Annotated in this window: 11 protein-coding genes; 6 read left to right on the forward strand and 5 right to left on the reverse strand. The window is 71.8% G+C overall.

The features are described from left to right. Position 1: 1 nt before the first annotated feature. Positions 2 to 2,683 carry an MGH1-like glycoside hydrolase domain-containing protein gene (locus OV079_RS38595; RefSeq protein WP_267774636.1) on the reverse strand — a complete coding sequence of 894 codons (2,682 nt, stop codon included), beginning with the start codon at positions 2,681 to 2,683 and terminating at the stop codon, positions 2 to 4. A gap of 93 nt (positions 2,684 to 2,776) precedes the next feature. On the opposite strand from OV079_RS38595, the gene zwf reads away from it, so the two are divergent. The 4 genes from zwf (at position 2,777) to ppsA (ending at position 8,748) form a co-directional block, all read left to right on the forward strand. Continuing rightward, positions 2,777 to 4,303, forward strand: coding sequence for a glucose-6-phosphate dehydrogenase (gene zwf / locus OV079_RS38600; protein WP_267774637.1), 1,527 nt, complete (start codon positions 2,777 to 2,779; stop codon positions 4,301 to 4,303). 144 nt (positions 4,304 to 4,447) lie between these two features. Further along, positions 4,448 to 4,981 (forward strand): 6-phosphogluconolactonase, encoded by a 534-nt coding sequence (locus tag OV079_RS38605; protein WP_267774638.1) that lies wholly within the window; start codon positions 4,448 to 4,450, stop codon positions 4,979 to 4,981. Then, entirely contained in the window at positions 4,974 to 6,401 is a 1,428-nt protein-coding gene (gene gndA / locus OV079_RS38610; RefSeq protein WP_267774639.1) for an NADP-dependent phosphogluconate dehydrogenase, read from the forward strand. The genes OV079_RS38605 and gndA overlap by 8 nt, the downstream gene beginning before the upstream one ends. A gap of 31 nt (positions 6,402 to 6,432) precedes the next feature. Continuing rightward, positions 6,433 to 8,748 carry a phosphoenolpyruvate synthase gene (gene ppsA / locus OV079_RS38615; protein WP_267774640.1) on the forward strand — a complete coding sequence of 772 codons (2,316 nt, stop codon included), beginning with the start codon at positions 6,433 to 6,435 and terminating at the stop codon, positions 8,746 to 8,748. Positions 8,749 to 8,843: 95 nt separating this feature from the next. Here the strand turns inward: ppsA and OV079_RS38620 are convergent, their stop codons facing one another. After that, positions 8,844 to 9,110, reverse strand: coding sequence for a hypothetical protein (locus OV079_RS38620; protein ID WP_267774641.1), 267 nt, complete (start codon positions 9,108 to 9,110; stop codon positions 8,844 to 8,846). Then, the gene (locus OV079_RS38625; RefSeq protein ID WP_267774643.1) at positions 9,095 to 9,739 is read right to left on the reverse strand and encodes a hypothetical protein; all 645 of its coding nucleotides are present in this window, start codon (positions 9,737 to 9,739) and stop codon (positions 9,095 to 9,097) included. Before OV079_RS38625 ends, OV079_RS38620 begins: the two co-directional genes overlap by 16 nt. Positions 9,740 to 9,911: 172 nt before the next feature. Between OV079_RS38625 and OV079_RS38630 the strand changes: the two genes are divergently transcribed. Beyond that, positions 9,912 to 11,018, forward strand: a complete 1,107-nt coding sequence (locus tag OV079_RS38630; protein ID WP_267769327.1) for an IS630 family transposase — start codon at positions 9,912 to 9,914, stop codon at positions 11,016 to 11,018. Beyond that, positions 11,015 to 11,338: a hypothetical protein gene (locus OV079_RS38635; RefSeq protein ID WP_267768255.1), complete on the forward strand. Its 324-nt coding sequence runs from the start codon at positions 11,015 to 11,017 to the stop codon at positions 11,336 to 11,338. The genes OV079_RS38630 and OV079_RS38635 overlap by 4 nt, the downstream gene beginning before the upstream one ends. A gap of 166 nt (positions 11,339 to 11,504) precedes the next feature. Here the strand turns inward: OV079_RS38635 and OV079_RS38640 are convergent, their stop codons facing one another. Both OV079_RS38640 and OV079_RS38645 read right to left on the reverse strand, forming a co-directional pair. Beyond that, positions 11,505 to 12,488, reverse strand: a complete 984-nt coding sequence (locus OV079_RS38640; protein WP_267774645.1) for a zinc-dependent alcohol dehydrogenase family protein — start codon at positions 12,486 to 12,488, stop codon at positions 11,505 to 11,507. 1 nt (position 12,489) lies between these two features. Continuing rightward, entirely contained in the window at positions 12,490 to 13,131 is a 642-nt protein-coding gene (locus OV079_RS38645; protein ID WP_267774646.1) for a hypothetical protein, read from the reverse strand. Positions 13,132 to 13,319 lie beyond the last annotated feature (188 nt).

Genomic DNA, 13,319 nt, shown 5'->3' on the forward strand with positions numbered 1-13,319 from the left:
GTCAGTGATCGTCGTCGGCCTTCGGGCACTGCTGCAGCAGCAGCTTGGCCACCAGGGCGGTCCAGCCGGTCTGGTGGCTGGCGCCGAGGCCCTGGCCGGTGTCACCATGAAAATATTCGTGGAACTGCAGGTGCTCGCGCCAGTGCGGGTCGCGCTGGCGCGGGTCGTCGCCGGCGTACGGGCGACGGCCGCGGGCATCGGGCAGGAACAGGCGGGTGAGGCGGCGCGACAGCTCGTCGGCGATCTCGCGGATCGACATGTAGTTGCCGGAGCCGGTCGGGCACTCGACGCGGAAGTCGTCCGAATAGTAGTGGTGGAACTTCTGCAGCGCCTCGATGATGAGGTAGTTGATCGGGAACCACACCGGGCCGCGCCAGTTGCTGTTGCCGCCGAACAGGCCGGTGCGCGACTCGCCGGGCTCGTAGCCGATCGAGAGGGTGCTGCCGTCGATGTGCAGGCGGTACGGCTCGGTCGCGTGGATCTTGCTCAGCGAGCGCACGCCGTAGTCGGACAAGAACTCCTTGGGATCGAGCATGCGCCGCAGCAGGCGCTTCATGCGGCTGCCGCGGACCAGCGCGAGCAGGCGGCGCTCGCCGGCGCCCGGCTCGTACCAGCGCGAGACCAGGCGCGCGAGGTCGGGGCGGTGGGCCAGGAACCACTCGAGGCGGTGGCGGAAGCCGGGCATCTGCTCGAGCAGCAGCGGCTCGACGGTCTCGACCGCGAGCAGCGGGATGAGGCCGACGAGCGAGCGGGCCCGCAAGCGCAGCGCGCGACCGTCGGGCAGGTGCAGGACATCGTAAAAGAACTCGTCCTGGTCGTCCCACAGGCCGATGCCCTCGCCGCCGAGGTTGTTCATGGCGTCGGCGATCGACAGGAAGTGCTCGAAGAACTTGCTGGCGATCTTCTCGTAGACCGGATTGCCCTGCGCGAGCTCGAGCGCGATCGTCATCATGTTGAGCGAGAACATGCCCATCCACGCGGTGGCGTCGCTCTGCTCGAGCACGCCGCCGCGCGGCAGGCCGGCGCTGCGGTCGAACACGCCGATGTTGTCGAGCCCGAGGAAGCCGCCCTGGAAGATGTTCTTGCCGGCCGAGTCCTTGCGGTTCACCCACCAGGTGAAGTGCAAGAGCAGCTTGTGGAACATCGCCTCGAGGAAGGCCCGGTCGCCGTGGCCCCCGTGGCGCTGCTCGATCTTGTAGACCCGCCAGGTCGCCCACGCGAACACCGGCGGGTTCACGTCGCTGAAGTTCCACTCGTACGCCGGCATCGCCCCGTTCGGGTGCAAAAACCACTCGCGCGTCAGCAGGTCGAGCTGGGCCTTGGCGAACTCGGGGTCGACGAGCGCCAGCGGGAGGCAGTGGAACGCCAGGTCCCACGCGGCGTACCAGGGGTACTCCCACGTGTCGGGCATCGACATGACGTGGTGGTTGTAGAGGTGCTTCCAGTCGACGTTGCGCCCGCTGGCCCGCTCGCGCGGCGGCGGCGGCTGGGCCGGGTCGCCGGCGAGCCAGTCGCGGACGATGTAGTGGTAGAACTGCTTCGACCACAACAGGCCGGCGATCGCCTGGCGAAACACCTGCCGCTCGTCGTCCGTCATGTGCGCGCGGACGCCGTCGTAGAAGGTGTCGGCCTCGGCCCGGCGGGCCTGCATCACCGCGTCGAATTCGGCGAAGGGGGCGAACCCGGGGCCCGCGACCGGCTCGCTCGGGCACTGCGGTGATTCTGTCTTTTGGGACAGGCGCAGGCGGACCGTCCAGCTCGCGCCGGGGGCGACCACCGCGCGCAGGTGGACGGCTGACTTGGTGCCGTCGGCGGCGAGGACCCCGGGCTCGCGGTCGACGACGTGGCGGTGGAAGGCGTCCTTGACGTGCGCGGTGCGGTTCTCGGCGCCCCACAGGCGCGCGGCGTTGGTCTCGTTGTCGGTGAAGAGGAGCTCACCGGCGGCGTCGGCGACGAACCAGAGTTCGCCGAGCTCGCGGTGCTCGGCGACGATCGCCGGCAGGCCGTCCGGGCGGTCGATCGGGGTGAGCGAGGGGACGCGCGGGTCGCCCGACCAGGCCCAGGTGTTGCGGAACCACAGCGTCGGCAGCAGGTGCAGCGGGGCCGGCTCGGGGCCGCGGTTGTGCGCGGTGATCCGGATGAGGATGTCGGTCGGGCCGGCCTTGGCGTACTCGACGAACACGTCGAAGTAGCGGCCCTCGTCGAACACCCCGGCGTCGACCAGCTCGAACTCGGGCTCGGTGCGCGAGCGGCGGGCGCTCTCGGCGAGCAGGCGCTCGTACGGGTAGGCCGCCTGCGGGTACTTGTAGAGCGCCCGCATGTAGCTGTGGGTCGGCGTGTTGTCGAGGTAGAAGTAGACCTCCTTGACGTCCTCGCCGTGGTTCCCCTGCGGCCCGGTGACCCCGAACAGCCGCTCCTTCAAGATCGGGTCGCGCTCGTTCCACAGGGCCAGGGCGAAGCACAGCCGCTGGTGGTCGTCGCTGAAGCCGAGGAGGCCGTCCTCGTTCCACCGGTAGGCCCGCGAGCGCGCGTGGTCGTGCGGGAAGTAGCGCCACACGTCGCCGTTCTCGCTGTAGTCCTCGCGCACGGTGGCCCACGCGCGTTCTGCGAGGTAGGGCCCGAACAGGTCCCAGCGGCGCTCTCGTCGACGTTGTTCGGCTTGGCGCTGGCGCTCGGGATCCATGGCCGCGCGCAATGTACCACGCGACCCCGCGTTCGCCCGCCCGGCGGTGGGGGCTGCCGCGCGCGGCGATGCGGGCTACCATTGCCGCGCCTCATGTCCTCCTCACCTCCGGCGCACGTCGTGATCTTCGGCGCGAGCGGCGACCTCACGCTGCGCAAGCTGATGCCCGCCCTCACCAGCCTCGCCGCCCGCGGCCGCCCGAGCGGCGGCTTCCACGTGCTCGGGGTCGCTCGTCGTCCGCTCGACGACGAGGCCTACCGCCGCCAGATCCGCGAGGCCATGCCCGAGGAGCAGCGGGCCGACTTCGACGCCCTCGCGCCGCGCGTCCACTACCTGCCCGGCGACGTCGGCGCGCCCGAGGACCTCGACCGCCTGTCGCAGCGGCTCGACGAGCTGCCCGGCGGGCGCGAGGCGGGGCGCCTGTTCTACCTGTCTTTGAAGCCAGAATTGTTCGCGCCCACGGTCGCGCTGCTGTCGGTCGGCGGGCTCTTGCACGTGCGCGCCGACGACGCTCGCGCCTGGCGGCGGGTGGTGGTGGAGAAGCCGTTCGGGCACGACCTGGCCTCGGCGGCGGCGCTGAACCGCCAGCTGCACGAGTCGCTGCGCGAGGAGCAGATCTACCGCATCGACCACTACCTCGGGAAAGAGACGGTGCAGAACCTGCTCGGGTTCCGCTTCCACAACGCGATCTTCGAGCCGCTGTGGAACCGGCACCACGTCGAGCACGTGCAGGTCACGGTCGCCGAGGATCTGGGGATGGAGCGCGGGCGGGCGGCCTACTACGACTCGACCGGCGCGCTGCGCGACATGCTGCAGAATCACATGCTGCAGGTGCTGGCGCTGGCGATGATGGAGCCGCCGAGCTCGCTCGAGCCGGCGGCGATCCGCGGGCAGAAGATCCAGTTCCTGCGCAGCCTGCACGTGCCCGGGCCGGAGCACGCGCTGCGCTACTCGGTCCGCGGGCAGTACACTGCGGGTCGCGTCGACGACAAGAAGGTGCCGGGCTACGCCGAGGAGGAGGGCGTGCCGCACGGCTCGCGCACCGAGACGTACGTGGCGATCCGGGCCGAGTGCGACTCGTGGCGCTGGGGCGGGGTGCCGATCCTGCTGCGCCACGGCAAGCGCCTGCCCAAGAAATTCACGGAGGTGCGGATCCAGTTCCGCGTGCCGCCGGTGCAGCTGTTCAACCGCCCCGAGGGCATCAGCGACGACGAGTTCCGCGAGCGCCTGCGCCAGGGCGACCTGTGCCAGATCCGCCCCAACGCGCTGACGATCTCGATCCAGCCGCGCGAGGCGATCCGCCTGGCGTTCGGGGTCAAGCGCCCGGGCGCCGCGATGGTCATGGCCCCGGCCGAGCTCGACTTCGACTACCGCGAGCGCTTCGGCGACCGCACCGCGCCGGCCTACGAGCGGCTGCTGCTCGACGCGCTCTCGGGCGACCAGACGCTGTTCCTGCACGCCGACGAGATCGAGGCCAGCTGGCGGTTCGCCGACGCGTTCCGGGGCGCCTGGGACCGGCCCGACGCGCCGCCGCCGGCGCAGTACGCGGCGGGCTCGTGGGGGCCCGAGCAGGCAGACGAGCTGTTCAACGGCTGCGAGGGCGGGTGGTCGGAGGGATGACGCCGACGCTCGAGATCGTGCGCACCTCGCAGCCGAGCGAGGCCGCGGCGGAGCGGCTGGCGCGGGCGATCGCCCGCGTCGACGCCCAGCGCGGCGCGTGCCGCCTGGCGATCCCCGGCGGCTCGGCGCTGGCCGTACTCCCGTATGTCCTCAAGGACCTGCCGCAAGGGACATGGTCGAGTACATCTCACGTGGGTCGACGAGCGCTGCGTGCCGGCCGGCTCCGAGGACAGCAACCGCGGGGCGTTCCTGCGGCTCGGGCTGCCGCCGCCGGGCGCGGCGCTGCCGCTGTGGGCCGACGACGACGCCGACCCGGCGCGCGCGGTGGAGCGGTTCGAGCGCGAGTTCATGCGCACCTTCGCGGGCGCGCTCGACGTGGCGCTGCTGGGCCTCGGCGAGGACGGGCACGTCGCCTCGCTGTTCCCCGGGCACCCGGCGCTGCAGGCCGCGGGGGCGGCGGTGTTCGTGGCCGACAGCCCGAAGCCGCCGGCGCGGCGGATGAGCCTGACGCTGCCGGTGCTGCGGAAGACGCCGCTGGCGGTGATGATGGCCGCGGGCGCGGGCAAGCGGGCCGCGCTGCGGCGAGTGACAAGGCGCGAGGCGGGGCTGCCGACGACGGCGCTCGCGTACCTCGTGATTGCGACCGACATCGATTCGGAGGGTGAGAGCGATGAGTGAGACAGGGCTGTGCGATCTGGCCGTGGTCGGCCTCGGCGTCATGGGCGGCAACCTCGCCCGCAACTTCGCCAGCCGCGGGTTGCGCGTGGCGGGCTATCAACGCACCGTCGAGCACGCGCACGCGCTGGCGGCGGCGCATCCGGAGGCGCACCTGCGGATCGCCTCCACGCTCGAGGAGCTGGTCGGGATGCTCGAGCGGCCGCGGCGGCTGGTATTGATGGTCAACGCCGGGCCGGCGGTCGACTCGGTGCTCGACCAGCTCGACCCGCTGCTCGAGGACGGCGACATCGTCGTCGACGGCGGCAACAGCCTCTACACCGACACCGACCGCCGGGTCGCGCGCGCCGAGGCGCGGCCGTGGCGGTTCGTCGGCATGGGCGTGTCGGGCGGCTCCGAGGGCGCGCTGCTCGGGCCGTCGATCATGCCGGGCGGCGACCGCTACGCGTGGGAGCGCCTGCGCCCGCCGCTCGAGGCGATCGCGGCCCGCAGCGCCTCGGGCGTGTGCGTGACCTACTGCGGGCGCGGCTCGGCCGGGCACTTCGTGAAGATGGTGCACAACGGCATCGAGTACGGCGACATGCAGCTGATCGCCGAGGTCACGTCGTTGATGCGCGAGGGCATGGGCTGGCCCTGGGGACAGGTCGCCGACACGTTCGCCGAGTGGAACCGCGGCGAGCTCGAGAGCTACTTGATCGAGATCACGGCCGACATCCTGCGCGCGCCCGACCCGCAGAACCCGGGGGCGCTGCTGATCGACGCGATCCTCGACCGCGCCGGGCAGAAGGGCACCGGCAAGTGGACGGTGGTGGCGGCGGCCGAGCACGGGGTGCCGATCCCGACGATCGCCGCGGCCGTCGACGCGCGCCTTCTGTCGGCCGCCAAGGACCTGCGCACGCGCGCCGAGGCGGCGCTGCGGCCGGCTCGCGGGGTGATCCAGGGCGTCTCGTCGGCCGACCTGCGTGACGCGCTGTACGCCAGCAAGATCGCCAGCTACACCCAGGGCTTCGCGCTGCTGCAGGCGGCCAGCGAGGCCCGCGACTACGGCACCAACCTCGCCGAGGTCGCCCGGATCTGGACCGGCGGCTGCATCATCCGCGCGGTCTTCCTCGAGCGGATCCGGGCCGCCTTCGCCCAGGCCTCGGGCGACAAGTCCGAGCTGCTGGTGCTCGCGCCCGACTTCGCCGCCGACGTGGCGCGCCGCCTGCCCGGTTGGCGCCGCGTGGTCGCGGCGGCGGCTGCGGCCGGTCACCCGATCCCCGGGCTGTCCGCTTCGCTGGCGTGGTTCGACACACTCACCCAGTCGCGCGGCAGCGCGTCGCTCATCCAGGCCCAGCGCGACTACTTCGGCAGTCACACCTACGAACGCGTGGACGCCCCCGGAGTGTTCGTCCACACCGAGTGGCCCAAGTCCTCGCAGTAGCGGCCCCGGCGACATTCGCCATAGTTGGGCCATGGCGACGTACATCGCATGGCTCTCCGAGCTGTCGGCCGCCGACGTCCCGAGCGTCGGCGGCAAGGGCGCTAACCTCGGCGAGATGACCCGCGCCGGCCTGCCCGTGCCCGGCGGCTTCGTCGTCACCACGGCGGCGTTCCTCGCCGCGGTCGACGCCGCCGGCGTGCGGGCCGAGCTCTTCGACATGTTCAAAAAGGCAGACGCCGAGTCGCCGCAGGGGCTGGCGGAGGCGTCGGCGCGGATGCGGGCGCTGATCCAGCGGGCGGGCGTGCCGGCGGACGTGCGGGCGGCGGTCGCCGGGGCCTACGCGGAGCTCGGGGCGGACGTGGCGGTCGCGGTGCGGTCGTCGGCGACCAGCGAGGACACCGGCTCGACGTCGTTCGCGGGGATGCACGAGACGTACACCAACGTCGTCGGCGCCGCGGCGCTGTGCGAGCGGATCGTCGCCTGCTGGGCCTCGGCCTACGGGCAGCGGGCGCTCGCGTACCGCAAGGCCGAGAGCATCGGCGAGGAGCCGACGATCGCGGTGGTGGTGCAGGCGATGGTCGACGCGGCCCGCTCGGGGGTGATGTTCACCGCCGACCCGGCCAGCGGCGACCGCGAGACGGTCGTCATCGAGGCGGCGTTCGGCCTCGGCGAGGTGGTGGTCGGCGGGCAGGTCGAGGTCGACACCTACGTGCTGGCCAAGGCCGGGCCGACGGTCCGCTCGGCGCGCGTCGGGTCGAAGCAATTCAAGATCGTCCGCGACGCCCGCGGGCACGAGAGCAAGGTGTCTCTCGGGACAGACGAGGCGAACCGCCGGGTCCTGAGCGACGAGGAGCTGCTGCAGCTCGCGCGCCTCGGGGCGCAGGTCGAGGCGCACTACGGGGCGCCGCAGGACATCGAGTGGGCCGAGGCCGGCGGCGCGTTCTTCCTCGTGCAGACGCGGCCGATCACGACCCTGCAGAAGGCCGCGCCGGGGCCGTCCGAGGCGGAGCGCGGGCGCGTGCTGCTGCACGGGCTCGGGGCGTCGCCCGGGACGGCCAGCGGCAAGGTCCGGGTGCTGCGCTCGCCCGACGAGGCCGGCCGCCTCGAGGCGGGCGAGGTCCTGGTCGCGGCGATGACGTCGCCCGACTGGGTGCCGACGATGCGCCGCGCCGCCGCGGTCGTGACCGACTCCGGCGGGATGACCTGTCACGCGGCGATCGTCAGCCGCGAGCTGAAGATCCCCGCGATCGTCGGCGCGCGCGAGGCGACCCGCGTGCTGCGCGACGGCGAGCTGGTGACGGTCGACGGCAAGCGCGGGCAGGTGCTCGCCGGCGCGAAGCCGGAGCGCGTGGAGGTGGTGACTCCGAGCGTCGGCGAACCGACCGCGCCGAGCGAGGCGCTGGCGACCCGGCTGTACGTCAACCTGGCGCTGGCCGAGCGCGCGGCCGAGGCGGCGGCGCTGCCGGTCGACGGGGTGGGGCTCCTGCGGGCGGAGTTCATGATCCTCGACGCGCTGGCCGGGCAGCACCCGCGCGACCTGGTGGCCCGCGGGGGCGGCCGCGAATTCGTGGCGGCGATGACGGAGCGCCTGCGGCAGATCGCGCGAGCGTTCGCGCCGCGGCCGGTGATCTACCGGACCTACGACTTCCGCAGCAACGAGTTCCGCGGGCTCAGCGGCGGCGAGCGCCACGAGCCGCGCGAGGACAACCCGATGATCGGGTACCGCGGCTGCTTCCGCTACATCAAGGATCCCGCGCTGTTCGACCTCGAGCTCGAGGCGCTGGCGCAGGTCCGCGAGGAGTCACAAAACCTGCACGTGATGATCCCGTTCGTGCGCACCCGATGGGAGCTCGAGCGCTGCCTGGAGCGCCTCGACAAGAGCCCGCTCGGGAGCGACCGCGGCCTGCTGCGCTGGGTGATGGCGGAGGTGCCGTCGGTGGCGTTTTGGATCCCCGAGTACGCGCGCATGGGGATCCACGGGGTCTCGATCGGCTCGAACGACCTCACGCAATTGATGCTCGGGGTCGACCGCGACTCGGAGCTGTGCGCCGAGCTGTTCGACGAGTCCGACGCGGCGGTGGTCGACGCGATCGCCCGCATCATCGCCACGGCGCGCGCGCACGGCCTCACGTCGTCGCTGTGCGGGCAGGCGCCGTCGAACCGGCCCGAATTCGCGGAGACGCTGGTGCGCCTCGGGATCACGTCGATCTCGGTCAACGTCGACGCGGTCCACCAGACCCGCGCGACCGTGGCCGCCGCCGAGAAGCGGCTGCTGCTGGCGGCTGCGCGTTCGGGCATGTCCGAAGGGGCATGTCCGAAGGAGTCGCCGCTGCGTCGAGAACTATGACGATTGTCCCGAGAGACATGTCATGAGGATGACGCGGTCGCGCGATTGGCCAGATGTTTGAAGGGACATGTCCCGAGCGCCGGGTTCGTCGCCGGTCACGGCAGGCGGCACACGCCGAGGTGCAGGCACTGCGGGGCCTCGTCGGGCCCGTAGAACGGCTGGCAGGCCTGGCCCGCGCCCGGACACCCAGAAGGCTGGGTGAGGTCGCACCACGGGACGCAGCAGCCGGCGGCGTCCGGATCGCACTCGAGCGCCGCGCCCGGGTCGGCGCAGTGGAGGCCGGGGTCGCACTCGCTGCCGTCGTTGCAACCGTCGCCGAAGGCGCCCGCGGAGCCGGAGGCGTCGGTCAGACACTCGAACACGAGGCCGCGGCCGAGCGCGAGCGGGACGCACACCTGGGAGTCGGAGCAGGGATCGTGGATCGGGTCACAACCCGGGAGGCAGACGGACAGGCCAGAGCCGGAGATCGAGCACCAGTGGGCGGTGCTGCACTCGGGCAGGCCCAACGGCGGACAGCGGGGGCGTCGGGGCTGCCGGTGCAGAACGAGACGCAGACGCGGTCGGACGGATCGGCGGCCTGCTCGTAACAGAGGGAGCCGGCGGCGCACGAGTCGAGGCCGTCGAACGCGTGCTCGCCGGTCGAGCACGGCTCGCCCGGATGGTCGGGATCGCGGGCGACGGGGACGCAGCGAAAGGTGTCGAGCGGGCCGCTGCCGCTCAGCGCGGTGCACTTCTGTCCTTCGGGACAGTCTTGGAGAAAGAGGTCGCACTCGAGGATGGCGGCGTCGGGGCGCGCGATGAAGGCGCCCGCGCTGGCGTCGTCGCCGGTGGTCGGCGTCGCGGTGGTGAGGGTCGTGAAGGTCGAGGTCGAGCCGCCGAGCGAGGTCGTGGTGGTGGTGCCGTCGCCGGTCTGATACGCGGGGCCGGTGCCACACGCGAGCAGGCCGGTCAGCGCGAGTGCGACGACAGGGGACGAACACGACCTCCGCATCGCGCCCAGAGTAGCAGCGCTGCGCCGGCGGCGACCGGCAGGGTCCTAGTACAGCCGCTCCGAAGTTCTCCAGGGGTTTATCGACGGCGGCGGTTCATGGATCCACCTGGATCCATCGCTGAAGGGGCCGTAGGCCTTGAAATAGAGAGCGCGCGAAAACGATCTCATTGGTGTGCCGGGACCGAGAGCGCAGCGACTCCGCCTGGCGCCGTCCGTCCGCAAGGAGCTGGAGGCGCTGGCGCGGAGTCGTTGCATCGAGGCGCGCCTGGTTCAGCGAGCCAGGATCGTGCTGCTGGCGGCCCAAGGGCTCCCGAACGCCGAGATTGCTCGGCGAGTGGGCTGCCACGTCGACACCGTGAGGCAGTGGCGCCAGCGCTTCGCCGAGGACGGCCGGGTGAGCACGCTCGCAGATCTGCCGCGCAGCGGCCGTCCAGCGCGGGTCTCCGCGGCAACGCGGTGCGAGCTCATCAAGCTCGCATGCGACAAGCCGGAAAACCACGGTGTCAAGCACCAGACCACGTGGACCTACGGGGCCCTGGCGAAGGTGCTGCTGCGCGAGACGGGCGTGAAGCTCAGCGTGTCCGAGGTGGGCAGGATCCTCCGCAACGAGGACTTCAGACCTCACAAGATGAGGTTGTGGCTGCACAGCCCCGATCCTGAGTTCTGTCCCAAAGTACAGCATATCTGCGACCTCTATCATCACCCGCCGGACGAGGCTCATGTCATCTGCGTCGACGAGAAGACCGGCATGCAAGCACTCGGACGCCGGTTTCCGACCAAGCTTCCGGCCCCTGGACGGGCCGGTCGCTTCGAGTTCGAGTACATCCGACGTGGTACGTGGTGCCTGTTCGGCGCCTTCGATGTTCGCACCGGCGAGCTGTTCGGCGAGTGCAAGGCAGGGCGCGAAGCCAAGGACCTCGTCGCATTCATGGAGGGCCTGGCGCGCAAGTACCCGACCGGCGACGTGTACGTCGTCTGGGACAACCTCAACATCCACTACGATGGTCGAGAGGAGCGCTGGGCCCGCTTCAACAAGCGTCACGGCGGCCGGTTCCACTTCGTCTACACGCCGCTGCACGCGTCGTGGGTCAACCAGATCGAGATCTGGTTCTCGCTGCTCCAGCGTCGCGTCCTGCGCCACGCCGACTTCCCCGACGCCGACGCGTTGCTTCGCGCCGTGAGGGGCTTCATCCGGCACTGGAACCGCAAGGAGGCCCACCCGTTCAACTGGACCTTCCGCGGCCACTTCGTCCAGAATGAGCGGCGACTCGCCTCATGAGCCGCCCTCGAACCACCGCCCGCCGCGCCGTCCCCGACACGGACGACGACCTTCGCGCCGTCGAACAGTTCTTTCGCCGTCGTCCAAACCTCGCGCACATCCGCGTCCGCCACCGCGGGGCGCTCATCACCCTCGAGTCCGGTCCCTCAAACGACCCTATCCCGCACGCTCGCCTGCGCCGCGTGGCCGGCCAGATCTGGCAGCTTGAGATGGCCACCCACACGGGCCGCTGGCAACCGACTCCCCTCCGCGCCCCCCGCGACGCACTGCTCGAGGCGCTCGTCGCGGACTTCGGGTGGGTCCTCACGCCACAGGCCTAACAACCCTCGAAGAACTTCGGGGCGGCTGTACTAGTGCCGAGACGACGGCCTCGGCCCGCGAGTGCTGCGAGCAACACGCGACGCGCGGCAAAGCGAGGCGAGGTGACCCTGGAGCCGCGAGCAGATGACGCGGGTGCAAGGTGAGGTCGTCGTGTGAGGTGCATGCTCACGGGACGAGGACCGCGGCGCCCGTGAAAGCGCCGGCGCGCAGGTCCGCCAGAGCCCGATTGGCCTGATCCAGCGGATAGGTGTGCGTGGCGAGCACGAGCGGGGTGCGGGCCGCGGCGGCGAAGAAGGCGTGACCGTCGGCGCGGGTCAGGTTGGCGACCGAACGCACCACGCGTTCGCCCCACAGCAGGCGGTAGGGGAAGCCGGGGATGTCGCTCATGTGAATGCCGCCGCAGACGACCACGCCGCCGGGACGCACGGCCTGGAGAGCGAGGGGGACGAGCGCGCCGACGGGGGCGAACAGGATCGCGGCGTCGAGCGGTTCGGGGGCGGGCTCGTCGGAGCCGCCGGCCCACGTCGCGCCGAGGCTGCGCGCGAAGCTCTGGGCCTCGAGGTCGCCCGGGCGAGTGAAGGCGTGGACGCGGCGGCCCTCGTGCGCGGCGAGCTGACAGAGGATGTGCGCGGCGGCACCGAAGCCGTAGAGGCCGAGCGCGACCGGGTTGCCGGCCAGGCGGTAGCTTCGGTAGCCGATGAGGCCGGCGCACAGCAGCGGAGCGGCCTCGACGTCGCGGTAGCGCGCGGGCAACTCGAAGCAGAAGCGCGCGTCGGCGACCGCGTACTCGGCGTAACCACCGTCGAGGGTGTAGCCGGTGAAGCGCGCGGCGGGGCACAGGTTCTCCTGTCCCCGGAGACAGGCGTTGCAATGTCCGCAGGCGCCGCCGAGCCACGGGACACCGACACGTGTCCCGAGAGGCAGGCCGCTGGCGTCCGCGCCGCGAGCGACGATCCGGCCGACGACCTCGTGGCCGCAGACGAGCGGGAGCGACGGGTCGGGCAGGTCGCCGTCGATGACGTGCAGGTCGGTGCGACACACGCCGCAGGCGGCGACCTGGATCACGACTTGATGGCGGGCCGGCTCGGGGACCGGTCGTTCGACGAGCCGCAACGGGTCGCCGACGCGCTCCAAGATCATCGCGCGCATGTCAGGAGGTCGGTGCCTCGAGGGCGACCGCGGCGCGCCGGATCGCCCCGAGCCAGGGGGTGGCCTTGCGGATCAGGCCGTGGACGTGGATCGGCTGCCCGAGCACGAGGTCGTCGCGGCGCAGGACGTCGAGGGTGAAGCTGACCTCGCACGGGCCGCCGCGGTCGGCGGTGACGAGCCGCAGCTGGTCGCCGCCGTCGATGATGAGCTCCCCCGCGAGCGCGCCGTAACCGACGGTGCCCTCGCCCCCGACGCCGGAGACGGCGGCGAGCTGAGCGGCGTCGAGCCGCCGCAGGTGCAGCTCGTGGACGACCTGGGCCCGCTTGGCGACGAGCACGAGCTCGCCGTCGGCGTCGCGTTCGAGCACGCCGGTGAGCAGGACGTCGTGGCCGAAGAAGTCCCGCAAGCCGCGTGGATGCCGGCCGCCCGGCCCGGCCAGGCGCGGCGAAAAGTCGTCCATCGGCAACCACGGGGTGACGCGCAGCCGCCGACCCTGGGTGTCCTCGAGGACAGGCCACATGGCGGCGACGCCGTCGCCGCCGCACCGCCGCAGGTGCCCGCGGCCGGTGACGAGCCGCCGCAAGAGCCGGTCGGCGTGCTCGAGCAGCGTGCTGAGATCGATGGCACGCGAGGCGTCATACATGGCCGGGAACCATGGCCGGCGGCGCCGCCGCGGCAACCACGAGAGCCACCAAGTCGAACACGGCCGAGCTCACGAAGTTGTGGTGGCGAGACAGCCGCCGGCGCGGCGCTCACGGCGGTCGTTGTGGTGCGGCGCGCCGAGCGAACGACGGACGAGACGAGGATGTCTCAAAGGTCATGTGGCGACAC

It is taken from the genome of Nannocystis pusilla (genome assembly GCF_026626665.1).
Lineage (GTDB): Bacteria > Myxococcota_A > Polyangia > Nannocystales > Nannocystaceae > Nannocystis > Nannocystis pusilla.

Bases quoted from the DNA above. Each gene is read 5' to 3' on its own strand.
- OV079_RS38625 (WP_267774643.1), bottom strand. From the start codon at position 9,739: ATGCGGAGGTCGTGTTCGTCCCCTGTCGTCGCACTCGCGCTGACCGGC.
- ppsA (WP_267774640.1), top strand. From the start codon at position 6,433: ATGGCGACGTACATCGCATGGCTCTCCGAGCTGTCGGCCGCCGACGTC.
- gndA (WP_267774639.1), top strand. From the start codon at position 4,974: ATGAGTGAGACAGGGCTGTGCGATCTGGCCGTGGTCGGCCTCGGCGTC.
- OV079_RS38635 (WP_267768255.1), top strand. From the start codon at position 11,015: ATGAGCCGCCCTCGAACCACCGCCCGCCGCGCCGTCCCCGACACGGAC.
- OV079_RS38645 (WP_267774646.1), bottom strand. From the start codon at position 13,131: ATGTATGACGCCTCGCGTGCCATCGATCTCAGCACGCTGCTCGAGCAC.
- OV079_RS38605 (WP_267774638.1), top strand. From the start codon at position 4,448: ATGTCCTCAAGGACCTGCCGCAAGGGACATGGTCGAGTACATCTCACG.
- OV079_RS38640 (WP_267774645.1), bottom strand. From the start codon at position 12,488: ATGCGCGCGATGATCTTGGAGCGCGTCGGCGACCCGTTGCGGCTCGTC.
- zwf (WP_267774637.1), top strand. From the start codon at position 2,777: ATGTCCTCCTCACCTCCGGCGCACGTCGTGATCTTCGGCGCGAGCGGC.
- OV079_RS38595 (WP_267774636.1), bottom strand. From the start codon at position 2,683: ATGGATCCCGAGCGCCAGCGCCAAGCCGAACAACGTCGACGAGAGCGC.